Below are 25,574 nucleotides of genomic sequence, written 5' to 3'. Positions count from 1 at the left end.
ACGCCGAATATAACATCAGGCGCATAATGCGCCTGATGTTAATGGGTTAAGTGTGGGCAGATTACTGGGCTGGCGCCCATTCCTGCCATTCGTTTTCGGCTTTGTGCTGTAATCTAAATACAGTGCCCGTCGCTAAATGATTATCCCCTTGAGTCGTGTCCTTCGTCGCCACATTGATACCGCCCGCGAGTAAGGTTTCCAGCGACCCTGTTTCGATTTGCGCACCTGAAAAGAGGCCAACATCCACTTTAATGCCAGATGCATCCCAGAACTGACTACTTTGGTTCACTAAATGGCGGTACTGCGGCTCAATATGGGCCTGCATCAACACGCTATTGCCTTGAGCTGATAGGCCATAACTGTCGATTTGACCTATGTGAATTCCACGGAAGAATATGGGGCTGCCTATCTTCATCGAGCCTAAGTTCGTATCTTCTAAGGTAAATTTAAGTGCATCCTCTGGAACATTGGCATAACTGCTCTCAACCATATTGGCATTAAACTGAGTTGCTTTTTGGCTATTTTTACCCGGCAAAACGCTAATATAGGGGCCTGTGATTAAGGTTTCTGGCGCTTTGATGCCCGCGAGGGAGATCTGTGCCTCCACGACATAATACTCACAGTCACTACGGCTGAAGTGATCGGCATATTCACCATAGAGGTAGGCGGTGGCGGTTAACGTATTCAGATCTCTGTTTAATTTAACCTGTGAGACTTCACCCACTTGATGGCCTCGGTAGCGAATCGCCGCCTTCGCAGCCAGTTTAGCCGAGGCGGGCAGGGTGAGACGAATAGCCTGTGCCTGTGCTAACGCGAGTTGTTGATTCTCGTAGAGCTTGAGTGTTGCAGCATTTGGCTCTGTGGAGGGTATATCAAGCAGTCCTAAGCTGATACTGCCTTTTAATGCACCTTGCAAGGGGGCAATGGCAACATCTATACCTGCAAGACTGGCACTGATATCAAGGGCACTGTTACGCCAAAACACCTTAGGTTTTTGCAGCAGAGGTTGGAACTGCTTATCAATAGCCAGTTTTATGGCAAAGTCTTCACTCTTACTTTGCCAGTTCACGGATTCTACCGTCCCAATCTGCATTTTCTTATAGTAAATCGGTGAGCCTTGGCTCACATCGGCACCATCTTGACTTATCAGCGTTAGGTACACACGATGTTGGCGCTCAAAAAATGCGTTTGCCGCTTCAACTGAACTAAAGAGCGAAAGACGAGTATCACCCACGAGCGGTGTTTTACTGCTGCCAGGGATAAGGCTAATCGCTCCTTTGGTCAGGGTGGCAAGATCCCTTGTTTTAACAGAGACACCTTCGAGGGAGGCATCGATACTCAGGGCCGACTCGGGGACAAAATAACTGTCACTGCGAACTAAACTGGCAAACTCGGGCTGCAGCTCGAGCCGATATTCCACCGCAGATAGGTCCTGGGTTAAGTTAACCGACAGCACATGACCAATGGGAAGCTGTTTATAACGTACTTCGGCACCCGCAGTAACGCCCATGTTTTCAGGTGATATCAAGGTCAAGAGACGCTTTTTAGATTGCATTAAATCCGGTGCACTTGATTGCAGGGCAAAACTCTCTGGTAATGTGGTGTTAGCACTGGTGCCCGGAAGAAAGTTAATCACACTGCCCGTGAGTAAACGTTCTGGGTTCTTGATCCCGGAGAGGGATATATCGGCACCCTCAAGCCAAAACATGCCATCACTGGTTAATAAATGGGCATATTGAGGTTCGAATTTAGCGGTTGCGGCAACACCATTTTCCGTGAGCTGTTTACTCAAAATACTGCCAATGGTAATACCGCGGTAAACAATCTGAGTGCCATTATTTACCCCATTACCTTGTTCCATGGTCAGGCTCACTTCAACCCCGCCTAACGCACTGATCTCTGAGTCGAATAATGCAAAACTGTCACCGTTTTGTGCTGCGGGAGCCTTATCGACCGAACTAAAGCTGACACCGCCAGCCAGAATTGACGCTAGACTCTCCGAGCTGACTTTAACCCCGGACAGCGATGCATCAATTTTGACGCCTGAGACATTCCAAAAGTGGGAGCTTTTCTTCACTAAATGGGCGTATTGCTCTTGAATAAAGGCACTGATAATGACGCTGTCATTCCCATCTAAACGGTAGCTGGCAACGCTTCCAACGGGAATTTGGCGAAAGAAAATAGGCGACCCCACGTCTAAGGATCCAAGCTTATCCGAGGTTAATTCGACCATCACGCCCTCTGAACCTACCTGCATGGGTGGTGGTTGCCGCTCTGCCTCAAAGAAAGCCGTGGTGTTACCTTTACCAGGTTGAATGGCAATGTAGTTACCCGAAAACAACGCATCTAGGCCTTCAACGCCGGTGATACTGGCTTTGGGGGTAACTAACCAAAATAACGTTTCTTTATTTAAGAAAGGCTTAGCGCGATAGTCCATCATGACTTTTACGTTTACGCCCTTAAGATCCTCGTCGATACCAATGTCTTTTACCTTACCGACGGTAAGGCCTTGGTATTTGACTAGGGTTTTACCCACATCGATCCCTGTTGCACTCGGGAAATGGATCTGAATTTCAATGCCCGATTCTTTTATGCTCTTTATCCCCAACCATGCGCCGAGGGCGAGCGCGACAATGGGAAGCAGCCAAATAGGGGAAAAGAGCTTTTTCTTCACAACTTTTGGCGATTCAATTTGTGTCATCTTGAGGTTCCAATCGATCCCAGAGTAAACGAGTGTCTAACACTTTTGCGGCAAGCTGAGTCAGCAAAATAACCAATGCAAATGCCGTTGCCGCGGGCGCGGGTTTGGCATCGAGCAATTGCCCCATATTGACTAAGGCAACTGTAAGTGAAATAACAAATAAATCGAGCATAGACCAACGGCCTATCCACTCGATCACATGAAATCCCACCATTAACTTCTTTTTTGAAATCGGCAGATTAAAACTGATCGCGCACAGGTAAGTGGCAAGCCCGATTATTTTAACCCAAGGCACTAAAATGCTGGCAATAAATACGATAATGGCAATGGGTAGCATGTCGGAATGCACTAAATGGACGATACCGGAAAATATAGTGTCGTGACGCACTTGCCCCTGATTAGTCAGCATTGTAATAGGGTATAGGTTAGCAGGGATCAATAAAATAGCGGCAGTGATGAGCAAGGCCCAGCTTTTTTGCAAACTGCCATAATCACGGAGCTGCAGTGCGGACTCACAACGTCGACAATGGGTGCGATCGCTCGTGTTGAGTTGTCGGCAAACGCGACATAAACATAGACCTAAGTCGATTCCTTGTGGTTTCATACTAACGATGACCATCCAATAGCGTCCACATATGCTCGAGATCGTACTCCCGTTGTAAAAATAGGGTCACGAGAAATAGCATTGTGAAGCAAAATGTGCCCATTCCAAAATAAATATCCGAAAAATCGGAGAGTTGGAACGACGAAACTAAGAAACTGATGACGTAGATTTCCAGCATAGTTAATTGGGAAAGCAGCCCTTGCAGCTTCAATAACTGCTTTAAACCACGGCGCCAAAAGGCAACTGAAAGTCCCCATTTTACAATCAAAATTTGTGCAAGTATGGACAGGATAAGCAAACCTGGGCCGATAACTGCCGCGGCGAGCACGGCCAACCCTACAACCCAATAGCCTTGGTCAAATACGGCAAATGCGCCTTGGAAAACCGTTGTAGTGCGAATGCTACCTAAGAAGTGGATCTCTAAAACGGGCAAAAAATTGGCAGGGAAATAAAATATCAATGCTGTGACACACAAAGCTAACATACCATTGACTGAACAGTATGGTGTGTCATAAAGGGCAGTGCTACAGCGCGGGCATAGGGCTCTAACCCCAGACGGTAGGGCTCTTTTTCTAATAGCCAAGTCGCAGGAACGACAGAGGATTACAGAGTTTTCTGCGGTATTTTCATGCATATAAAAATATTAACTTAGCCCCAACATTGCTGCATATGTGTGAATAGCCAGTAAGAACTAAGGTTTAACACCGAAACATTAAACACTTAGACTCAGCTTATAACCAAAGCGGCCTAATAATATCAGATTAATCAGAACACTTGCATCACAAGTTCAATCTATGTCATTCTGCGCACTGTATATAAAAACAGTGCGAGGGCAGTCATGGCAGTTATTACACAGTTTGTCGTGGTAAGAGAAGGGGTTGAAAAGATGACATTCACATCGAAAAAGGAGGCTGATGCCTACGATAAGATGCTCGATATCGCCGATAACTTGATCCCTTTCATTCAAAAAGCAGAATTAGGTATTGATGAAAGTCTGAGCGAACGACTCGCATTCTATTTTGCTAACAATAAAGATGAGCTGACGAACTTGCTTAAAGGCGTGGTTCAGGTTAATAGTACGCCAACAAATCAAACCGCAGCCAAGAAAGTGACCAAAAAGGCGGAAGCTGCCGAATAAAGTGGTTAGGAAATGTGATGAAATCTAAATTTTACGAGTCATTAAATCGCCAAACTCTTGCCCTATTAGAAGGGGAAGATGATTTCGTGGCGGCAATGGCTAATTTTTCTGCCTTACTCAATGACAATCTTACCGAACTCAATTGGGTTGGGTTTTATGTGATGCGCGGTGAGCAGCTCGTTTTAGGCCCTTTCCAAGGGAAAGTGGCTTGTACTCGTATTCCAATGGGTAAGGGCGTGTGTGGTACTGCCGCACAGACCAATCAGACTCAGCGCGTCGCCGATGTGCATCAGTTCGATGGTCATATTGCCTGTGATTCAGCCAGTAATTCAGAAATCGTTGTGCCAGTTAGAAGCCAAGGTAAGGTGATTGCTGTGCTCGATATTGACAGCCCCGTCTTCAACAGATTCGATGAAGAAGACCAAAAGGGGCTGGAATTATTGGTTAAAAGCTTCGAAAGCTGCCTATTTGATTAATTTGCGTACAATAACGCATAATTCATGGTCGCAATCGGTAGCGTGCGCCTTATAATATGCGCTTGCACCGATTAAGCTTTACGCTGGCGGCCATGTCATCAATAAGCTTGATATGTTAAGTCGTAAAAAATTGTTAAGTTATGTTTTTTAACTTTAGTAAATGCGGCGAGAATGCTAATTTGTACCTTGGCTCGATAGTGAGCTTAACCAAGATAAACGACACGTAAGAAGCTGATTTATATCGCCTCGAATTCGATGTCCCTTTTTGACTGTGGAAGTAATGATGGAATCAACAGATAAGTTGACCGACACCAATGCAATTTTGGCGTATTTGTATGAAACATTTCCTTTGTGCTTTATTGCTGAAGGTGAAACTAAGCCATTAAAAATCGGATTGTTTCAAGATTTGGCTGAAAGGTTGGCTGATGATTCTAAAGTCAGTAAAACTCAACTGCGAGTGGCCTTAAGACGTTATACAAGCAGCTGGCGTTACCTGAAGTCTGTGAAAGCAGGTGCGCAGCGCGTGGATCTTGATGGCGAGCCTTGCGGCGAGTTAGAACAAGAGCATATAGATCACGCTCAAGCTATGTTGAAAGAAAGTCAGGATAAAGCGAAGGCAAAACGTGCCGCACAGGCGCCTAGTCCAGCGAAAGTGCCAGCCAAACGAGCTCCCAAAAAAGTTGCCGTTCCTCCGCGCCCTAAGACTGAGCGTCCCGCTAAACCCGCTCCCAAAGCGGCTCCTGTGGTTAATTTAGTCCAAGCGCAACTCACGGACTTGACGAAGAAACAACGCGTCAATGTTAAGTTAGGTATGACACCCGTAGCCGGTGTGATCACTGATATTAACAAAGAGGATATTCATGTTCAGCTAGATAGTGGCCTAACCATAAAAGTGAAAGCGGAACATATCCTGCTGTAATCATTTATTTAAATGGAGTAACTTGTTGATGCGAAAACTCACTTTGGCTACCTCAATCGCCACTGTTTTTGTTGGATTCTCGGCTTGGGCTGTACCACCCTCGATTCAAATCAGCGAGTTACCCACTCTCCAGCAGGAAGCGCAACATAAGGTTGCCAGCAAAAGAGTGACGGACTTATACACTCGTTCGCATTACCATAGATTTAATCTTGATGATGCCTTTTCTGCGCAAATTTTTGACCGTTATCTGCAGCAGTTAGACTATCGCCGCAATGTGTTAACACAAGCGGATGTCGACGGTTTTAAACCCTACATCAATCAATTCGACGATATGCTGACTTCAGGCGAGCTTGAACCCGCATATAAGATGTTTGATGTGGTGCAGAAACGTCGCTATGAAGGTTTTGTTTATGCCTTGTCTCTGCTGGATCAAGAGATAGACTTCTCTGTGCCAGGTGATGCCTATGAATACGACCGAGAGGACACTGCCTGGCCAAAGGATCAAGCTGAAATTAACGAATTATGGCGTCAACGTGTTAAGTACGATGCGCTTAACCTCAAGTTGACGGGCAAGAAATGGCCTGAAATCGTTGATATTCTGCAAAAGCGTTATAACAACGCCATCAAACGTTTGACTCAAACCAATAGTGAAGACGTATTCCAAGGCGTGATGAATGCCTTCTCCCGTAGCATTGAGCCACATACTAGTTATCTTTCTCCACGTAATGCCGAGCGTTTCCAAATGGAAATGAACTTGAGCCTCGAGGGGATTGGTGCTCAGCTGCAACTCGAAGATGATTACACTGTGATCAAGAGTTTAATCGCTGGCGGCCCTGCCGCAGGTAGTGAAAAGCTCTCTCCTGAGGATAAGATTGTCGGTGTGGGCCAAGAAGGTGGCGAGATTGTCGATGTGATCGGCTGGCGCCTAGACGATGTGGTCGATCTGATCAAAGGGCCTAAGGGCAGCAAGGTCGTTTTGCAAATTCTACCAAAGAAGGGCGGTTCAAATGCCAAACCCTTCAATGTCACCTTAGTGCGTGACAAAATTCGGTTAGAAGATCGTGCCGCAACATCTAAGGTGATTGAACCTAAAGACGGCGAGTACGCTAATCGCAAAGTCGGTGTGATCCAAATTCCTGGTTTCTACATGAATTTGTCGCAGGATGTGGAAAAAGAACTCGCCAAACTTAACGAAGCCAAAGTCGAAGGCATAGTGATCGATCTACGTGGTAATGGTGGCGGCGCCTTAACCGAAGCTGTATTGCTGACGGGCCTCTTTATCGACATGGGCCCAGTGGTGCAAATTCGTGATGCCGATGGACGCGTTTCTGCACACCGTGATAATGATGGTAAAACAAACTATTCAGGTCCCTTGACGGTTATGGTTGACCGCTATAGCGCTTCAGCCTCTGAGATTTTTGCCGCTGCATTGCAAGATTATGACCGTGCTTTAATTGTCGGTGAATCAAGCTTTGGTAAAGGCACAGTGCAACAGCATAAGAGCCTTGGTCGTATCTATGATATGTATGAGAAACCAATCGGCCATGTGCAATACACGATTCAAAAGTTCTATCGGATCAATGGCGGCAGCACTCAACTTAAAGGTGTGACACCAAATATTGCTTACCCAAGTGCCTTAGAGCCAGGTGAGTACGGTGAAGCAGAAGAAAAGAATGCCTTGCCTTGGGATAAAGTACCGATGGCGCAATATGGCACACTCAATGATGTTACTCCTGAGTTAGTGACTAGCCTTGAGGCCAAGCACCTGAACCGTATCAAAAACAGTGTAGAGTTTGCTTATATCAATCAAGATATTGCAGACTTTAAAGAACACCATAAAGAGAAGACGGTTTCTCTGGTTGAAAGTGAGCGTATTGCCTCCCGTGAAGCCGATGAGAAGAAAGTGCTCGATAGAACCAATGAACGTCGTGTGGCAAATGGTTTAGCAGCCGTTAAATCAATGGAAGACATTAAAGACGAAGCCGAATTACCGGATGCATTTTTAGATGAAACTGCTTATATCACCTTAGATATGGTCGATGCTAAAAAGCTGGCCAAAACTAACGCACGATAGGCGATAATTGGCTCGATTTATCCCATTTAAAAACGCGCTTATGGCGCGTTTTTTCTTATTTAGATCAATGTTAAAGGGTTCGAAATGACACAAGCTCAAGCAAAATACTTAAAAGATTATCAAGCGCCTCATTTTACAATAGAAACCATCGATTTAGCCTTCGATTTGGCGGGTAAAGATACCCGTGTAAAGGCCGTAAGTAAGATCAAGCGCACTTCATCCCATGTATTGCCACTCATACTCGATGGTGATGATTTAATCTTGCTTGCCGTTTCCATCAATGGTGAAACTGTGCCTTATCAAGTTAGCCAAGGTCAGCTCCTGCTTGAGACAAACCTTGATGAATTTGAATTGACCATAGAGACCCAACTCGACCCAGAGGCTAACTCAAGCCTTGAAGGTTTATATATGTCCGATGGCGCCTATTGCACTCAATGTGAGGCTGAGGGTTTTAGACGAATTACCTATTTCCTCGATCGTCCCGATGTATTGGCAAAATATACTGTGCGTATTGAGGCCGATAGGGCGGCATTTCCGTATTTATTGAGTAATGGCAACTTGATCGAACAGGGTCAATTACCCGAAGGTCGTCACTATGTTTGCTGGCAGGATCCTTTCCCAAAACCCGCCTATTTGTTCGCCTTAGTGGCGGGGGATTTTGATCTGTTAGAAGATGAATTTATTACCCGTAGTGACCGTAAAGTATTATTACAAGTTTTTGTCGATAAAGGTAATTTACACAAAGCAACACACGCGATGGCATCCCTTAAAAAATCCATGGCTTGGGATGAGTCTCGATTTGATCTCGAGTATGACCTCGATATTTATATGATAGTTGCCGTCGATTTCTTCAATATGGGGGCGATGGAAAACAAAGGCCTAAATATTTTCAATACTAAATATGTACTCGCAGATACCTTAACGGCTACCGATGAGGATTATCACGGTATTGAGTCTGTAGTGGGCCATGAGTATTTCCACAACTGGACTGGTAACCGTGTGACTTGCCGTGATTGGTTTCAGTTAAGTCTGAAAGAAGGATTAACGGTTTTCCGCGATCAGGAATTTAGTTCGGATTTAGGCTCGCGAGCAGTGAATCGGATTCATGCAATTAAAGTGATCAAGAATCAGCAATTTGCTGAGGATTCTGGGCCAATGTCCCATCCGATCCGCCCAGAATCTGTGATTGAGATGAATAATTTTTATACGGTGACAGTGTATAACAAGGGCGCCGAAGTCATTCGCATGATGCACACTCTGCTTGGTGAAGCCAAGTTTCAGGCGGGCATGAAACTGTATTTTAAACGTCATGATGGCCAAGCTGTGACCTGCGATGATTTTGTGGCGGCGATGGAGGATGCCAGCGGTGTCGATTTAACTCAATTCCGTTTATGGTATAGCCAAGCGGGTACTCCAGCAGTGGCCGTGATGGACAGTTTTGATGCGCAAACGGGCGTCTATCAGTTGACCCTCAAACAAAGTTTAGCGAACTGTACATTGCCGTTACATATTCCATTCAGCATCGAACTCTTAGATGCAAATGGCCAATCTTCAGTGAATGAAGTGCTCGATTTTACCCAAACTGAACAAGTATTTAGCTTTGAAGGATTAACCCATAAACCGGTTATTTCTTTACTACAAGATTTCTCTGCGCCAGTAAAACTGCACTACAACTTTGAGGTTGATCAACTGGTTCACTTAATGCGCTTTGCAACGAGTGAAGTCGCCCGTTGGGAAGCCTCGGTGGTGCTTGTCAGCCAAGCCATATGGCAAAATGTGGCCCATTTACAGCAACAACAAACGATGACACTCGATGAGAGAGTGCGAGATAGCTTTAAGGGAGTGTTGCTTGATCCTGAGCTTGACCCTGCCTTAATTGCTGAAATATTAGCAATACCGACGGCCTCAGCCTTAATTGAGCAGGCAGAAAGTGTCGATTTGGACGCTTTAGCATTAGCCCGAGAGTTTGTATTAACTGAACTTGCTTCATATTGCGAAGATGAGTTGATAGCCTTGTACCGTATGCTAGTGGCGGTGGAAAGTACGCAGGCCCGTGTCCTTAAGAATCAGTGTCTAAATTGGATAAGCCGCGTATCCGCTGAGGCGGAAGATTTTGTGGTAAGCCAGTTTGAACAGGCGAATAATATGACCGATTCCCTAGGGGCATTAATGGCCGCTAATGTGGGTGATTTATCCTGTCGCCATGACTTAATGTTGGCATTTGAGCAGCGTTGGCACGATACGCCATTAGTGATGGATAAATGGTTTATGCTGCAGGCGACACGTAATGCCGATGGGGTGATTGATACCCTGCGACAATTGCAGCAACATGGCAGCTTTAGCATGAGCAATCCTAACCGGGTACGCGCGTTAATTGGCAGTTTTGCTGCGGGCAATATTTATCAATTTCACCGTGCCGATGGTAAAGGTTATGCCTTCTTAACTGAGTGCCTCATTACCTTGAATAAACTTAATCCGCAGGTCGCCGCGCGTATGGTGACTCCTTTGATCCAATTTGGGAAGTTTGATAAGGCGCGACAATCGCAAATCAGGGCATGCTTGGGACAACTGTTAGCCTTGCCGGAATTATCGAAAGATATGTATGAAAAAGTCTCAAAAGCCTTGGCTAACTAAGACTTGATGAAGGAGGGCGGCAGTATTTGCCGCCTCAACATTCATGGAATTTTATTTTAAACTTACAATTAGTTATCAAGACTTTTTACCCTATTATCAGGGGCTTGCCGATAAGGTGGAAGTGCGCGAAAGTCGAGGACGAATACTGTGGATCAACGGTCGACATTTCAGAGGTTTTTTAACTGAAAATGGCATTCATGGCCATTTCAAGTTAGTTATTGATGATAAGGGGCAATTTGTTTCATTAAATCGTGTTTAGGGACAATTAGGTTATTTTTTATTAGAGTAATTACTTTAAACGGTCGGCTGATTACTCATTTTAAAGAATGATGTTTTCTTTATTATTATGTTAATGAAATATATGATTTTTTGTTCTGTTTTCATCATCACATTCTATCTTGTCCTTTTCTAATTTAAATATCTTCTGTGTTGCCCATGACATAAATGTGTCTACGTGCTTAATTCTTTAGAAAATTTTCTCTAACTGTGCCTTGCTCATGGGGATTAATTGCTGTAACAATGATGTTACCTGTGAGCTAACAAGATGTTGGTTGTAATTCCTAAAACAAAAGAATCCAGCAGGGTACGGAGAGCTAAAATGAAAATTGTTAAAAATAGTTTTAACAAGTCGGCGCTTGCTTTGGGGGTGGCGTCGGCATTGAGTTTATTGGTCGTGTCGAACGTAAATGCGGTCTCATTTGATTGGGGTGAGGTTGAAGGCACATTTGACTCAACTTGGACGGCTGGTGCGAGCTGGCGTGTTGGAGAGCGAGATTGGGAAGGTCAGATTGGTAAAGTTAACCAACCTCAGTTTGATTGGTCTAACTATACTGCCTTTGGCAATACAAAATACACATCGGCAGAAATTTGGGCCCAACCTGGCTCCTATTCTAGCAATAACGATTTAAGTAATTTGCTTTATTCCCAAGGTGATACCACCTCTGAAATTATCAAAGGGTTGCATGAACTCTCATTAAAATACAAAAACTACGGTTTATTTGCCCGTGGTATGTATTTTTATGATCGTAAACTGAATGATGGCAGTTATGACTACAATGATCCGATAACGGGTAAAGAATTTGATCCTTGTGAAGATAGCCGCGCCTCAGAAGTGCAATGTAAAGATATCCGTTTGCTAGATGCCTTTGTCTATGCCAATTTCGATCTTAATGATGGGGCTAATCCATTATCGATTCGTGTTGGTAATCAAGTGGTTTCTTGGGGTGAAAGTACCCTCATTGCCCACGGGCTCAGTGAAATCAACGCAGTGGATTTGAATATTCTTAACGCGCCCGGTGCCGAGTTAAAAGAAGCCTTTAGACCCCAGGGCATGGTGTGGGCATCCCTTGGGATCACAGAGTCGTTATCGGTAGAAGCTTTCTATCAATATGATTGGGAGCCGATTTGGGTACCTACACCTGGCTCTATTTTTGCGACGAACGATTTTGCAGGTTTTGGTGGTTATAACCAGAATGCGCAGCTGGGTTTTAACGCTAACCCAGACATCAACTTAGACTTTGTGATGCAAGAATATGAGCGTTTAGCGGGGATGATCGCCAGCGGACAATCTATTCCGACACAGCAATTGGTTTCTATGGCTTTAGCCTACCCAACGAAAGTGACGCTAGTACAGGATGAAGAAGAACCAAGCAATGATGGCCAATACGGTATTAAACTGGGATATTACGCGCCAGAGTTAGGTGAAACCGAATTTGGTGTTTATTTCATGAATTACCATAGCCGTCGTCCACTTATTAGTGGAACAGCGGCGGATTTTAGCACGGGCGCGCTTCTATCGGATCTGGCGACCGTTGGCCAAAATGCGGGTGATATCAATCGTGAATTGTTGCTGAGTTTAAAGAGTTTCTCTAAGGCGCAAATCGTCTATCCAGAAGATATTAAACTCTATGGCTTTAGCTTTAATACCTTAGTGGGTGATACTTCTGTGGCGGGGGAAATTGCCCATCGTCAAGATGAACCATTGCAAATCGATGACGTTGAATTGCTGTTCGCCGGTATGCCACAACAGTTAGCCAATGCGGGTATTCGTCCCGATCTCGATGGTATTTCGCAGATTGATGGGGTTCAACCGGGCGAGACCGTGGATGGTTTTATCCGTCTAGATACCACACAGGCACAGATGACTTTCACCCATTTATTTGGTCCAACCTTAGGTTTAGATAACTTAACTATGTTGGCTGAAGTCGGTGGGGTGTGGATCCATGATATGCCTGGTTTTGATGAACTGCGTTTAAATGGTCCAGGTACTGCGCGTTCCGGTGGCAATCCAGATATGCCGGGGATCATTCAAGCACTGCATAATGGTCCTGAGACTAACCCGTTCCCAACGGATTTTGCTTGGGGTTACCGTTTAGTGGCAAAAGCCGATTTTAACAACCTGTTTGCGGGTGTGAACATGTCTCCACGGGTGATTTTCTCCCACGATGTTGACGGTATTACACCGGATCCTATGTTCCTGTTCACTGAGGGACGTAAATCTGTCGCGCTAGGGGTGAACTTCGATTACCAAAACCGTTGGGGTGCAGATATCTCCTACAACAATTTCTTTGGCGGAGTCGGTACGACAAATGCGATGGCAGATCGTGATTATGTTTCATTCAATATCAAGTATTCGATCTAAAAGGACTAAAACAATGAAGAAACTGACGATATTGGCGAGTGCAGTGATGTTAGCACTCGTAGCGCCAGTCGCTATGGCTAAGGTGTCAGAGGCTGATGCGGCTAAACTTGGCAGCGAATTTACCCCATTAGGGGCTGAAAAAGCGGGGAATGCTGACGGCTCTATTCCTGCATGGGATGGTGGGATCACTAAGCCTGTAGCGGGTTATACCAAGGGGATGCATCACCCTGATCCTTTCCCCGAGGATAAGATCGAATTTACCATTACTAATGCTAACAAGGCTCAATATAAGGACTTTTTGACTCCGGGTCAGATGAAATTATTTGAGCTTTACCCAGAAAGCTACAAGATGAATGTGTATAAGACGCGCCGCAGCGCCTCTGTGCCACAATTTGTCTACGATGCGACTAAAGCTAATGCCACCCGTGCGGAATTAGTCGCTCAAGGTAATGGTATTGCTGGTGCTTCTATTGGTATTCCATTTCCACTGCCTGCTAATGGTTTAGAGGCCATTTGGAACCATATTTTACGTTTCCGTGGTGTGGACGTTGAGACGTCTCGTAGCCAAGCTGCACCGACCGCCGATGGGAGTTATACACTCGTTGAAACCGCCGAAGAAATTCGTTTTGAGTACTCTCGTCCTGAGATGACTTTAGATCAGTTAAAAGCCAGCAATACCTTGTTCTATTTTAAGCAAGTGGTGACTCAACCCGCACGTCTAGCGGGAACGGCATTGCTTGTGAAGGAAACCATGGATCAAGAAGCATTGCCACGCCAAGCCTGGACCTACAACACGGGGCAACGTCGTGTACGTAAGGCACCGAACGTGGCTTTTGACACGCCGGGTACAGTGTCTGACGGTTTACGTACCACGGATGATTTCGATATGTTTAACGGCTCACCAGTACGTTACAACTGGGAGTTAGTCGGTAAGAAAGAAATTTATATCCCGTACAACGACTACAAATTACATTCAGACAAGCTGAAATATGATCAGATTTTGAAACCTGGTCATATTAACCCTGAGTATGTGCGTTGGGAAAAACACCGCGTATGGGAAGTGAAGGCGACCCTCAAAGATGGCATGCGCCATATTTACAAAACCCGCGTAATGTATCTTGACGAAGACTCATGGCAAGTGTCGATTGCTGATTTATACGACAACCGTGATGAGCTCTACCGTGTGGCGGTTGCCCATGGTCTGAACTACTACGAAGTCCCTGCCCAGTGGGATACCTTAGAAGTGTTCCATGATCTGCAATCTCGACGCTATTTGGCCATGGGGTTAGACAACCAGAGTGGTATGTATAACTTTGATGCCAAACTGAGTGAAGCGAACTTTACCCCCGACGCACTACGTCGTGAAGGTATCCGTTAAATACGTCACGAATAAAAGGGGCGCTTAGCGCCCCTCATTAGTTTAAGGAAGTTTGTATGTCGTTTCGCATCCTTCATAGTATTGCTGCGTTAGGTGTCGGTTGTTTATTTTCCCTCCCCTCATATTCTGTGGTGTCAGAGCCTCTTTCATCCCAAATTCAGCCCTTGGCTGCTTCCTCTTTGGTGCTCGATATCGCCCATACGGGTCAATACTTAGTCGCCGTTGGTGAACGTGGCCATGTACTCGTACTTAAAGATCACTGGCAGCAAGTGCCGACACCGACATCGGTGCAATTAACCAAAGTGTTTTTCCTCAACGAAAAACTCGGTTGGGCAGTGGGTCACGATGCGACCATAGTGCATACACAGGATGGCGGTCAGACTTGGAAACTGCAGATGCAATCCTCGGAGATTGAAAAGCCTTTTCTCGATGTGCTGTTTTTAAATGAACAGGAAGGCATGGCGATTGGTGCCTATGGCTTGTTTTATCGAACCCACGACGGTGGTGCGACTTGGACTGAAGAGTTCCACCAAGAGTTGCTGGCCGAGGAGGATGTCTCCTATTTAGCTGAGCTTAAAGACAGCGATCAGGCTGCATATTTAACTGAGCGGGCCTCCCTGTTGCCACACTTTAATCGTTTAGTGGCGCTTAAAGATGGCCGATTCTTACTCGTTGGGGAGTTGGGGCTAGTTGCCGTGTCAGAGGATAAGGGGCTCAGTTTTACCCGAACCTCCTTCGAATATGATGGTTCCATGTTTAATGCCATTGAAACCCAAGATGCGGTGTATGTGATGGGGTTGCGCGGGCATGTGTTTAAGGCCGAACACAGTTTAGCACAGTGGACCGAAATTGAGATGCCAGTGCAATCTTCAATCAATAGTGCGATGGCCGTTTCGGATAATGCCTTGTATTTAGTCGGTAATGCGGGGATTGTCATCCAGTTAAATCAGGATGATAGCAGTAGCATAGTGACCCGTCGCCAAGGGGAAAACCTAGTTTCAATTGCAAAGGATAACCAAGGAAATGTGTGGTTATCGGGCAGCCAAGGGCTGTTTATTCTTAAGCCATAAAACTTTAAAACAACAATAACAGGGCCGAGAAGATGTTAGAAAAACTGGTCAACGGATTTGAGTCATTTTTATTCCGCAATCGCGCATGGGTCGTGAGCATTTTTGTGTTGCTGACATTTTTTTTGGGCTATCAAGCCAGTCAGCTTAAAATGGATGCTGCTTTTATTAAAAATATTCCGCTTAATCATAGCTATATGCAAACTTACCTCAAGCACCAAAAGGATTTTGGTGGCGCTAACAGTATTATGGTGGCGGTTGAGGACACCAGCGGCAATATTTTCAATGCCAATTATTTTGATACCTTAAAAAATGTCCATGACCAGCTGTTTTTTATTCCTGGTGTAGAACGCTCACAGGTGAAATCTCTCTTTTCACCCTCGACACGTTTTACTGAGGTGGTGGAAGATGGTTTCGCGGGTGGTCCAGTGATCCCCGCTGATTTTTCAACCACACAAACTGGGCTGGATACTGTTCGGGATAACATCGAGAAAGCGGGGATCGTCGGGCGCTTAATCGCCAATGATTACAGTGCGGCTATGGTCTCTGCTCAGTTGATGGACTTCGATCCTCAGACGGGTAAACCACTAGATACGATTGCCTTTGCGGCACAACTGGAAAAAGAGCTTAGGGGTAAGTACGAAACCGACAAGATTAAAATACACATCATAGGCTTCGCCAAGATGGCGGGGGATGTGGCCGATGGTGCAAAGGGCGTATTGTTGTTTTTCGTGATCGCCATTTTGATCACCGCAGCCATGGTGTATCTCTTCTCTAAATCGATCATTCTCACCGTTTTACCTTTAGTGTGCAGTTTAATTGCTGTGGTGTGGCAACTCGGCTTATTGACTGTGATTGGTTTTGGTCTCGATCCCATGTCGATTTTAGTCCCTTTCTTAGTGTTCGCCATCGGGGTGAGCCACGGGGTGCAAATGATCAACGCGGTAAGACGCCGTGTGCTGGATGGACAAGCCACTAAAGCGGCGGCGGCTTCGGCATTCCGCAGTCTATTAGTGCCAGGTGGAGTGGCATTACTGTCTGATACGGTTGGTTTTATTACCCTGTTATCTATCGATATCGGCATTATTCGCGAACTGGCGATTTCGGCATCCCTCGGGGTTGGGGTCATTATTTTCACTAACCTTATCCTCTTGCCTTTGGTGATTTCTTTTACTGAAATCAAAGTCAATAAAACCGCAGAGCCGACGGCTGAAGAAGTTCGCACTGAAGCGATTTGGCGTTTCTTAGCACGTTTTGCCACGCCTAAATACGCAATAGTGGTGATTGCAGCAACAGTCGTGTTGTATTTTGCCGGTCTGCAACAGGCTAATCAGATGAAAATCGGTGATTTGCAGGGCGGCGCGCCGGCATTACACCAAGATTCACGTTACAACTTAGATACCTTTTTCATTACGGATCACTTCTCTATCACCACCGATGTGATGACAGTGATCGTTGAAGCGAGTCCCGAGGCTTGTACTTACCATGATGTGCTCACGCAAATTGATGAGTTTGAATGGCTAGTACGTAACACCCCCGGAGTTGAATCGACTGTGAGTCTGGCTTCTGTCGCTAAAAAAGTGAACGCAGGCTTTAACGAAGGCAATCCAAGATGGGAGGTGCTGCCACGCACGACGGCAAGTTTAGTACAGGCGATAGGCCAAATACCTACCACTTCAGGGCTGTTGAATGGCGATTGTTCAGTTATGCCAGTGTATCTGTTTATGAAGGATCATAAGGCAGAAACCATTGAAACTGTGGTGGCTAAGGTAAAAGTCGTCGCCGCGAAAATGGATAATGAAAAGTTGCAGTTTAAACTGGCATCGGGTCCTGTGGGCGTGATGGCGGCCACCAACGAAGCTGTGGCCGAGGCGCAGTTGCCTATGATGTTATACGTCTATGGCGCCGTGTTTGTACTCTGCTTAATCAGCTTTAAGTCCTTTAAGGCAACGGTTGCTGTGATTATCCCGTTGTATGTGGTTTCTACTCTGGCACAGGCCTTGATGACCCAGCTCGATATTGGCTTAGCTGTCAGTACCTTACCTGTTATTGCACTCGGTGTAGGCATAGGTGTGGATTACGGTATTTATATTCTATCGACTATGTCATCTAAGCTCTCGAATGGTATGCCAGTACAGCAAGCCTACTACGAAGCCTTGGTCGAGCGGGGCAGTGCGGTGATTTTCACTGGCTTAACCTTAGCCATTGGCGTGAGCACTTGGTTTTTCTCGGCGCTCAAGTTCCAAATGGACATGGGGATCCTGCTCACCTTCATGTTTGTGGTAAATATGCTCGGCGCCATAATTATCCTGCCTGCACTGGCGGCGGTGTTTTGGCCTAAGGCTAAGTAAATAAAGTCAATGGGGAGTAATAGCTCCCCATTTGTTTTGCATACAAAAGCTGTTTTTTTGATTTTTTGTTCAACTGTTGTGCCATCTTTACGCTGTTGCTGGATTAACACAGGATGTACCACTAAAATTTTCCTCGAAATACAGAGGATTTAGTAATAAACTTCGCGCGATGATCCAGATCACACTTATATTCTGCGATCGTTAAGCCGAAGCATCCAATAATGAAAAAAAGCGCTGCCATAGACGCTTAAGGAAACAGCAACATGGCCTTGAAAGATGCAATGCCTTCAGTACTACTTGAAAATGTAGTCAGTTTAATTCACGCTAAAGTCCCTAATTCACAAGCCAAGCAAGTTGAACAGTTCGCTACCTGCCTTTACGCCCACATGTCGAAAGACGACCTCAATGCGCGTAACGATAGCGATTTGTACGGTGCCGTTCTCAGTTTATGGAACGCCTTAAATAAGACCCCTAAGGGTCAAACTCACCTGAGAGTATTTAACCCAAGCCAGTCAAAACACGGCTGGCAATCGACCCATTCGATCATCGAAGTTATCCAACCTGACATGCCATTCTTGGTTGATTCAGTTGGTATGGCACTGAATCGTATGGGTATTACAGCTCATATGATGCTGCATACTCCGTTGGCGATCGAACGTTCAGCAGAAGAGGTCACTAAAGTGACTTATCTGAATCAGAACCCAGACAGTACTGAGCAAGTTGCGGTCTTCTTAATTGAAATCGACCGTCAAAGCAGTACAGTCGATATCAAGGCTTTGGAGCGCGAAATTCAATCCGTGCTCGCCGATGTTGCCGCGTCGGTCAATGACTGGGAAGCGATGTCTGCTAAATTGGGCGAAACCATTAAAGACCTGCCAAAGCGTCCGTTCCCTGGTGAGAAGCAAGAGTTAGACGAAGCGATTAACTTCTTGACTTACTTGAATAATCATCATTTCACCTTACTGGGATACCGCCAATACGATTTGAAACGTGTTGAAGGTGATGTCGAGCTAGTGCCTAATCTTGCCTCTAGTTTAGGTTTAATGAACAAGCACCATAAAGCTCAGCCAGAGCAAGGGTTGTTGTTATCGAGCTTCTCCGATAGTGCCCGTAAGGAAGCCTTAGATCACAGCTTACTGATCCTAACAAAGAGCAGTGCTAAGAGCCGCGTACATCGCCCAGCTTATGTCGATTATATCGGTATCAAGCGTTTCGATAAGAAAGGCAATGTGGTGGGTGAAGATAGATTTATCGGTTTGTATGCGTCAAACGTGTATAACCGTAGCCCACGTGAGATCCCACTGCTGAACGAAAAAGTGCAGCGGGTGCTCGATCGTTCAGGCTTAACGCCACGTTCCCACGACTATAAAGCCCTGCTAAATATTCTTGAGAATTTACCCCGTGACGAGCTAATCCAAGCCAATGTTGATGATTTAGCGCATACAGCCCACGGTGTGTTAGAAATGCAAGATAGGGATAAGCTAAAACTCTTTGTTCGCAAAGATGGTTTTGGTCGTTTCTTATCCTGTTTAGTTTATGTATCTAAAGATCGTTACAACACTAAACTTCGCCAAGATACCCAGCGTATTCTGGCCCAGCATTTCAACAGCAAAGAAGATGTAGAGTTTACGACTTATTTCTCCGAGTCGACGCTTGCCCGTACTCACTACATTGTCAAAGTTGATAACAATAATATGGATGTAGATGTGGCTGCCATAGAGAATAACTTAATTGAAGCGGCACGTTCTTGGGAAGATAAGTTAAGCACCGCGCTAAACAATGCCTTAGGTGAAGAAGCCGGTACTCATCTGATGAAGCGTTACGCGAACGCCTTCGAACAGAGCTATAAAGAAGACGTATTGCCAAGCTCTGCCGTTGTCGATATGCAACAACTCGAAGCGTTGGATGATGAACATAAGCTAGGTATGTTGTTCTATCAACCGCAGGAAGCGGCGCTGAACGACAATAAAGTGCGTTTAAAACTGTTCCATAAAGATGAGCCTATTCATCTTTCTGACGTGCTACCAATGCTGGAAAACTTTGGTCTGCGCGTGATCAACGAGCGTCCTTATGAAGTCACGACGACGGACGGTTCAACCTTCTGGATCTTAGACTTCTTGATGACGGTTAAAGTTGTCAACACGGACAATATCGCCGACAGCCAAGACAGGTTCCAAACTGCACTGTCGCAAGTGTGGCAAAAGAAATTAGAAGATGACGGTTTTAACCGCATCATTCTGGCATCTGGCTTAACTGGCCGCGAAGTGTCGGTACTGCGCGCCTACGCTAAGTACATGCGTCAAATCGATGCGACCTTCAGCCAAGCCTATATCGAAGAAACCTTCGGTCGTTACCCACAAATCGCCGATTTGTTGGTGAAGATGTTTATCCGTAAGTTCAATCCAAAACTGAAGACCCGCACGCTGGGCAAGTTTATGGAGCAGATCAATTTACGGTTAGACGAAGTATCTAGCCTAGATGATGACCGTATTATTCGCCGTTATTTAGACCTGATTAACGCGACGCTGCGTACCAACTTCTACCAACAGGATGCTAAGGGCGAATCTAAGAGTTATATCTCGTTTAAATTCATGCCTTCACTGATCCCTGAAATGCCACGCCCACTGCCGAAATTCGAAATATTCGTCTATTCGCCACGGGTTGAAGGTGTGCATTTACGCTACGGTAAAGTCGCCCGTGGTGGTCTGCGTTGGTCAGATCGCCGTGAAGACTTCCGTACCGAAGTCTTAGGTCTGGTAAAAGCACAGCAAGTGAAGAACACCGTAATCGTGCCTGTGGGTGCTAAAGGTGGTTTCGTTTGTAAACAACTGCCAACCGAAGGTGGCCGCGAAGCGTTCTTCACCGAAGGTCAAGAATGCTACCGCATCTTTATCCGCGCATTGCTCGATATTACCGACAACATTTTGAACGGTGAAATCGTCCATCCAGTGGATGTAGTGCGTCACGATGAAGATGACCCCTATTTAGTGGTAGCAGCCGATAAAGGTACAGCGACATTCTCCGACATTGCGAACTCGATTTCCCTCGAATACCGTTTCTGGCTGGGTGATGCATTCGCATCGGGTGGCAGTAACGGTTATGACCATAAGAAAATGGGTATCACGGCCAAAGGTGGCTGGGAATCGGTTAAGCGTCATTTCCGCGAAGTCGGTATCGATTGCCAAACCACAGACTTTACCTGTTTAGGTATAGGTGACATGGCGGGCGACGTATTCGGTAACGGTATGTTGTTGTCTGAGCACACTAAACTGGTTGCAGCCTTTAACCACATGCATATCTTTATCGATCCGAATCCAGATACGGCATTAAGTTATGATGAACGGGCGCGTTTATTCGCTCTGCCACGTTCAAGCTGGGAAGATTACAACAGCAAGTTGATTTCTAAGGGTGGCGGTATCTTCCTACGTTCATCCAAATCAATCCCATTATCGGCAGAAATGAAGCAAATGTTGGCCACAGAGAAAACCTCTATGACCCCAACTGAGCTGATGAAAGAGCTGCTGAAAATGCCAGTGGATCTGATCTGGAACGGCGGTATCGGTACGTATGTTAAGTCAGCCCGTGAGACCCATGCCGAAGTCGGCGACCGTGCTAACGATGCTCTACGGGTCAACGGTGGCGAACTGCGCGCTAAGATAGTCGGCGAGGGCGGTAACTTAGGTTGTACTCAGTTAGGTCGTATCGAATATGCGTCTAACGGCGGCCGCATCAACACAGACTTCGTGGATAACGTCGGTGGTGTGGACTGTTCAGACAACGAAGTGAACATCAAGATTTTGCTGAACGCTATGGTGACTGAAGGTGAACTGACGCTTAAGCAGCGTAACCGTTTACTGGAAGAAATGACCGAAGAAGTCGGCCAAATCGTACTGCAGGACTGTAAAGATCAAACCCGTACTATCTCCGTGACCCAAGTACGCGGTGCTGAGCAGTTAAAAGAGCAGATCCGCTTTATCCAGTATCTTGAAAAAGAAGGCAAGTTAGACAGAGCCTTAGAGTTTTTACCCTCTGACGACGAGCTAGCGGAACGTTTAGCCAGTGGTCGTGCATTAACACGCCCAGAGCTATCGGTACTGGTTGCCTATGCGAAAATGGTGCTGAAAGAGCAGTTAGTGACGCCAGAAATCACTGAAGATGCACTATTAAGCCAACTGCTTATCGCCTATTTCCCGAAAAAACTTCAGGAAAAATACAGCGAGAGAATGGCGACTCACCCACTGCGTGGCGAAATCATTGCGACCTCACTCGCCAATGAACTCGTTAACGATATGGGCTTGAACTTCGTTCAACGTATGCAAGATGAGACTGGTGCCTCAGTTGCCGATGCGGCGATTTGTTACACTATGGCTCGCGAAGTATTTGGTTTAGCTGAATTAACTAAATCGATCACTGACTTAAACGGTATCGTACCTGCTGTGGTTCAAGGTGAGATGTTGCACCAGTTACGTCGCAATATGCGCCGTGCGTGTCGCTGGTTCCTGCGTCACCGTAACCGTACTTGGAGCATCGAGCAGACGGTTGCCTTCTTCAAACCGGTATTTGAACAGATCAAAGCGAATGTTCATTTATACCTAGTAGAAGAAGAAGCTAAAGGTATCCAATCTGAGATCAATGCCTTGGTCAGAGAGAGTGTACCGCAGGATGTTGCGACCGTTGTGGCTAATATGAGTACCTTGTTCTCAGCCTTAGACATAGCACAAATTGCCCAAGCAGAAGATAAGACTGTGGCATTAGTTGCCGAGACTTACTTCAAACTCGGCGCCCGTGTTGAGCTGCACTGGTTCTTAGAACAGATCAGCGCCCAACCTGTGGCGAACCATTGGCAGGCACTGGCTCGTGCCGCCTTTAGGGAAGAGTTGGATTGGCAACAACGTGCATTAAGTTCAGTGGTGCTAAGAACCTGCAGTGAAACCTGTGATGCCGAAAGCGTGATTTCTCAGTGGATTGAGATTAATCAAGGCTTATTGGAAAGATGGTTCCACATGTTAGCTGACTTCAAAACGTCGCAAAGCCATGAGTTTGCTAAGTTCTCTGTCGCCCTACGTGAACTTAATCTTCTGATCCTTCACTGCGAAGGCCAAAAGTAAACTTTTATAACAATCAGAAGCCCTGGCGATCGCCGGGGCTTTTTTTAGGTCGAGGAAAGTACATGTTTTATAAAATCGCACAGAAAGTCATGTTTCAGATGGATCCTGAGCGAGCTCACAATCTTGCTATAGGTAGTTTAAAAATGACTGCCAATAGTCCATTAACGTGTCTGTATGGACAAACGATAGCCCCCGCCCCCGTGAACTTTATGGGGCTGACCTTTCCAAATCCTGTTGGCTTAGCGGCGGGTATGGACAAGGATGGCGAATCGATTGATGCCTTTCATGCGATGGGGTTTGGCCATGTCGAAGTGGGGACTGTTACCCCAAGACCACAACCCGGTAATGATTTGCCCCGCTTATTTAGATTAAAGCCCGCTAAAGCGATCATCAATCGCATGGGTTTTAATAATAAAGGTGTCGATAACTTAGTCAAAAACTTGCTCGCCAAGAAGACTAATATTATGGTCGGCGTCAATATTGGTAAAAATAAAGACACGCCAGTAGAGCAGGGTAAGGATGATTATTTGATCTGCATGGATAAAGTTTACCCCCATGCGGCGTATATTGCGGTGAATATTTCATCACCTAACACCCCAGGATTACGATCGCTGCAATATGGCGATCTATTAGATGAATTATTGAGCGCAATTAAAACTAAGCAACTTGAGCTTGCTGAAAAACATAAAAAGTACGTGCCCATCGCGCTTAAAATTGCTCCTGATTTAACCAGTGAAGAAATTGAGAATATTGCGCAGGCTTTGATTAAAAACAAATTTGACGGCGCAATTGCGACTAATACTACCTTAACGCGCGATGGTGTTAGTGGTCTTGCTAATGCTAATGAAAGCGGTGGTTTAAGCGGCAAACCTTTGACTGAGCTGTCGACTAAAGTGATCAAGCAGTTAGCTATGTGTTTAAAGGGGCAGATCCCGATCATTGGTGTAGGTGGTATTAATAGTGCCGAGGATGCCTTAGCTAAATTCGATGCGGGTGCGACTATGGTACAGATTTACTCGGGTTTTATTTATCAAGGTCCGAAGTTAATTAAAGAAATTGTAGAAGCTTACCGATTAAAATAATGATCTTAAGATCAATATAGAGATCTAAAATAAGATCTTTTCAAATAACTGCGATCTAAAACGATCTTTAGATCGCAGTTAAGATCAAAGAGTAGATCTACTAAGCTGTTGTTAAATAATTTATATTTTATTATTTTTATTTTGATATTGAATAAAATATCTACTATTATGTCCCAGTGTTCAAATACTGGGTAAACGTTATGTTATTAATGCCGCAAAAGGATTGGCAATGGAAATATAACGATTCGTATGGTGTATTAGGCGTATCGTTAGGTTCCGAGATAGAATTTCTGACGGCTTATAAAGCAAAATCATTAATTCCTGATGCCTTATCGAGGATGGAATTTAATATCGCGCACGCCAAATTCTATATGAGCTTACTCGAGAAGTTGCCTAAAACCCTTTCTTTAACCGATGCAGCCATTGTGCAAATTGCCCTCAATGCTACCGCAGCGCATTTTATGCTGACACCGCAAATGCCAAAATCTTGGTTTTTTGATACCAGTGATGTATGTGTATATAGCGATGTGGGTAAAGTCTTTGAGCTTAAATGCCAAAAGCAAAGGGCACTCGTGCTTGTGGTTGAAAACACCCTGCAATCTGCCTTAGTGATGTTATTATCGCCCGAATGTGTTTTATCCGGTGCTAAAACCATGGTGCAGTTTGAAACCATTAAAGTGATGCATAACCGCTTACACCCACTGCGTGTACAGCGCCATGTGGTTGCGGCATAGTGTGGTTGCAGATCAATAGTCATTATGGATTTTAATATCTACCATTAGGCATCAATTACTATTGCTTTTGATAGACACCACTAGCTGATTATTTGCTCTAATCCCTATGGCGCGGATGTGCTATCGATAGTATTTTCCCCTAGAAAATCTTTTTCTATATCCATATTAATTTTCAACTCCTTGCTATTAAATGCCTCTGAATGTTAACTCGTGAGCCTTGCTACTCTTAATTCGGCTCAGTTTTTGCCACCAAACTCACTACACAGTCTGGTTTGCCATGGCATTTACTCGACGACTCGGTGAATAGAAACCTAGGGTTTCTAAGCTTATGAACGAGAGCCATGGTCGTTCTCATGCATCCCTGCATTGCACGACATTCAGGCGTCCTGCCTATCAGATGACGAACTGGCAGTTAAACATGAAGGTTGTTCAAGCCATCCGTGGATGTAGGGCCGCCCGTCTGATGTGAAGGGTTTACAAATGCCGCGATGGCATGGATGCCAAAAAGCGGCCTGGGGCGGACGGTCGTCTCGCTAATTACCATGGCGCACCTTTTGGCATTTGCATCGTCTGTTGATTTAAAGACAGGAGTTAGCATTTTGCGCTGACTTGAACTGGTTATCTCGGTGTTGTTTGTGTAGTGCTAAAAGCAAAAAAGTTGTGGATG

The 25,574-nt window shown here is 45.4% G+C and carries 16 protein-coding genes; 13 read left to right on the top strand and 3 right to left on the bottom strand.

The genetic code is table 11. The annotated features are described in order from the left end of the window. Window positions 1–61: 61 nt before the first annotated feature. From SOHN41_RS10425 to SOHN41_RS10415, 3 genes are read right to left on the bottom strand one after another with little or no spacing between them, the layout of a single operon-like run. Complete coding sequence (locus SOHN41_RS10425) at window positions 62–2,701, bottom strand: PqiB family protein (protein WP_007648592.1); 2,640 nt, start codon at window positions 2,699–2,701, stop codon at window positions 62–64. Continuing rightward, complete coding sequence (locus tag SOHN41_RS10420; protein ID WP_037458807.1) at window positions 2,688–3,305, bottom strand: paraquat-inducible protein A; 618 nt, start codon at window positions 3,303–3,305, stop codon at window positions 2,688–2,690. Before SOHN41_RS10420 ends, SOHN41_RS10425 begins: the two co-directional genes overlap by 14 nt. 1 nt (window position 3,306) lies before the next feature. After that, entirely contained in the window at window positions 3,307–3,939 is a 633-nt protein-coding gene (locus tag SOHN41_RS10415; protein ID WP_037458806.1) for a paraquat-inducible protein A, read from the bottom strand. Window positions 3,940–4,143: 204 nt separating this feature from the next. Here SOHN41_RS10415 and SOHN41_RS10410 point away from each other — a divergent pair, with 204 nt between their 5' ends. The 13 genes from SOHN41_RS10410 to SOHN41_RS10350 all read left to right on the top strand — a co-directional run bounded on the left by SOHN41_RS10410 (window position 4,144) and on the right by SOHN41_RS10350 (window position 24,907). Further along, entirely contained in the window at window positions 4,144–4,443 is a 300-nt protein-coding gene (locus SOHN41_RS10410; protein ID WP_037458805.1) for a YebG family protein, read from the top strand. A gap of 17 nt (window positions 4,444–4,460) precedes the next feature. After that, window positions 4,461–4,919, top strand: a complete 459-nt coding sequence (locus tag SOHN41_RS10405; protein ID WP_007648587.1) for a GAF domain-containing protein — start codon at window positions 4,461–4,463, stop codon at window positions 4,917–4,919. Window positions 4,920–5,202: 283 nt separating this feature from the next. Further along, window positions 5,203–5,838, top strand: a complete 636-nt coding sequence (proQ, locus tag SOHN41_RS10400) for an RNA chaperone ProQ (RefSeq protein WP_007648586.1) — start codon at window positions 5,203–5,205, stop codon at window positions 5,836–5,838. 28 nt (window positions 5,839–5,866) lie between these two features. Continuing rightward, window positions 5,867–7,912 (top strand): carboxy terminal-processing peptidase, encoded by a 2,046-nt coding sequence (prc, locus tag SOHN41_RS10395; protein ID WP_007648585.1) that lies wholly within the window; start codon window positions 5,867–5,869, stop codon window positions 7,910–7,912. A gap of 84 nt (window positions 7,913–7,996) precedes the next feature. Next, window positions 7,997–10,546: an aminopeptidase N gene (gene pepN, locus SOHN41_RS10390; RefSeq protein WP_007648584.1), complete on the top strand. Its 2,550-nt coding sequence runs from the start codon at window positions 7,997–7,999 to the stop codon at window positions 10,544–10,546. Between the two features lie 43 nt (window positions 10,547–10,589). Beyond that, complete coding sequence (locus SOHN41_RS10385) at window positions 10,590–10,805, top strand: DUF2835 domain-containing protein (RefSeq protein ID WP_007648582.1); 216 nt, start codon at window positions 10,590–10,592, stop codon at window positions 10,803–10,805. 339 nt (window positions 10,806–11,144) lie between these two features. Continuing rightward, on the top strand, window positions 11,145–13,187 hold the full coding sequence (locus SOHN41_RS10380; protein ID WP_007648580.1) for a DUF1302 domain-containing protein: 2,043 nt from the start codon (window positions 11,145–11,147) through the stop codon (window positions 13,185–13,187). A gap of 13 nt (window positions 13,188–13,200) precedes the next feature. Beyond that, window positions 13,201–14,565, top strand: coding sequence for a DUF1329 domain-containing protein (locus SOHN41_RS10375; RefSeq protein WP_007648578.1), 1,365 nt, complete (start codon window positions 13,201–13,203; stop codon window positions 14,563–14,565). Between the two features lie 56 nt (window positions 14,566–14,621). Continuing rightward, the gene (locus SOHN41_RS10370; RefSeq protein ID WP_007648576.1) at window positions 14,622–15,635 is read left to right on the top strand and encodes a YCF48-related protein; all 1,014 of its coding nucleotides are present in this window, start codon (window positions 14,622–14,624) and stop codon (window positions 15,633–15,635) included. Between the two features lie 32 nt (window positions 15,636–15,667). Beyond that, complete coding sequence (locus SOHN41_RS10365; RefSeq protein WP_007648575.1) at window positions 15,668–17,983, top strand: efflux RND transporter permease subunit; 2,316 nt, start codon at window positions 15,668–15,670, stop codon at window positions 17,981–17,983. 263 nt (window positions 17,984–18,246) lie between these two features. Beyond that, window positions 18,247–23,091, top strand: a complete 4,845-nt coding sequence (locus SOHN41_RS10360) for an NAD-glutamate dehydrogenase (protein ID WP_007648574.1) — start codon at window positions 18,247–18,249, stop codon at window positions 23,089–23,091. 62 nt (window positions 23,092–23,153) lie between these two features. Beyond that, the gene (gene pyrD / locus SOHN41_RS10355) at window positions 23,154–24,173 is read left to right on the top strand and encodes a quinone-dependent dihydroorotate dehydrogenase (RefSeq protein ID WP_007648573.1); all 1,020 of its coding nucleotides are present in this window, start codon (window positions 23,154–23,156) and stop codon (window positions 24,171–24,173) included. Window positions 24,174–24,373: 200 nt separating this feature from the next. Beyond that, the gene (locus tag SOHN41_RS10350) at window positions 24,374–24,907 is read left to right on the top strand and encodes a cell division protein ZapC (RefSeq protein WP_007648572.1); all 534 of its coding nucleotides are present in this window, start codon (window positions 24,374–24,376) and stop codon (window positions 24,905–24,907) included. The last annotated feature ends 667 nt before the right edge of the window (window positions 24,908–25,574 follow it).

The sequence above is a fragment of the Shewanella sp. HN-41 genome (assembly GCF_000217915.1).
Classification (GTDB): Bacteria; Pseudomonadota; Gammaproteobacteria; order Enterobacterales; family Shewanellaceae; genus Shewanella.
The sequence above is the reverse complement of the archived record's forward strand: the minus strand, read 5'-3'. Positions and strand labels throughout refer to the sequence as shown.

Bases quoted from the DNA above. Each gene is read 5' to 3' on its own strand.
- proQ (WP_007648586.1), top strand. From the start codon at position 5,203: ATGGAATCAACAGATAAGTTGACCGACACCAATGCAATTTTGGCGTAT.
- prc (WP_007648585.1), top strand. From the start codon at position 5,867: ATGCGAAAACTCACTTTGGCTACCTCAATCGCCACTGTTTTTGTTGGA.
- SOHN41_RS10415 (WP_037458806.1), bottom strand. From the start codon at position 3,939: ATGCATGAAAATACCGCAGAAAACTCTGTAATCCTCTGTCGTTCCTGC.
- SOHN41_RS10365 (WP_007648575.1), top strand. From the start codon at position 15,668: ATGTTAGAAAAACTGGTCAACGGATTTGAGTCATTTTTATTCCGCAAT.
- SOHN41_RS10380 (WP_007648580.1), top strand. From the start codon at position 11,145: ATGAAAATTGTTAAAAATAGTTTTAACAAGTCGGCGCTTGCTTTGGGG.
- SOHN41_RS10420 (WP_037458807.1), bottom strand. From the start codon at position 3,305: ATGAAACCACAAGGAATCGACTTAGGTCTATGTTTATGTCGCGTTTGC.
- SOHN41_RS10350 (WP_007648572.1), top strand. From the start codon at position 24,374: ATGTTATTAATGCCGCAAAAGGATTGGCAATGGAAATATAACGATTCG.
- SOHN41_RS10425 (WP_007648592.1), bottom strand. From the start codon at position 2,701: ATGACACAAATTGAATCGCCAAAAGTTGTGAAGAAAAAGCTCTTTTCC.
- pyrD (WP_007648573.1), top strand. From the start codon at position 23,154: ATGTTTTATAAAATCGCACAGAAAGTCATGTTTCAGATGGATCCTGAG.
- pepN (WP_007648584.1), top strand. From the start codon at position 7,997: ATGACACAAGCTCAAGCAAAATACTTAAAAGATTATCAAGCGCCTCAT.
- SOHN41_RS10385 (WP_007648582.1), top strand. From the start codon at position 10,590: ATGGAATTTTATTTTAAACTTACAATTAGTTATCAAGACTTTTTACCC.
- SOHN41_RS10375 (WP_007648578.1), top strand. From the start codon at position 13,201: ATGAAGAAACTGACGATATTGGCGAGTGCAGTGATGTTAGCACTCGTA.
- SOHN41_RS10410 (WP_037458805.1), top strand. From the start codon at position 4,144: ATGGCAGTTATTACACAGTTTGTCGTGGTAAGAGAAGGGGTTGAAAAG.
- SOHN41_RS10360 (WP_007648574.1), top strand. From the start codon at position 18,247: ATGGCCTTGAAAGATGCAATGCCTTCAGTACTACTTGAAAATGTAGTC.
- SOHN41_RS10370 (WP_007648576.1), top strand. From the start codon at position 14,622: ATGTCGTTTCGCATCCTTCATAGTATTGCTGCGTTAGGTGTCGGTTGT.
- SOHN41_RS10405 (WP_007648587.1), top strand. From the start codon at position 4,461: ATGAAATCTAAATTTTACGAGTCATTAAATCGCCAAACTCTTGCCCTA.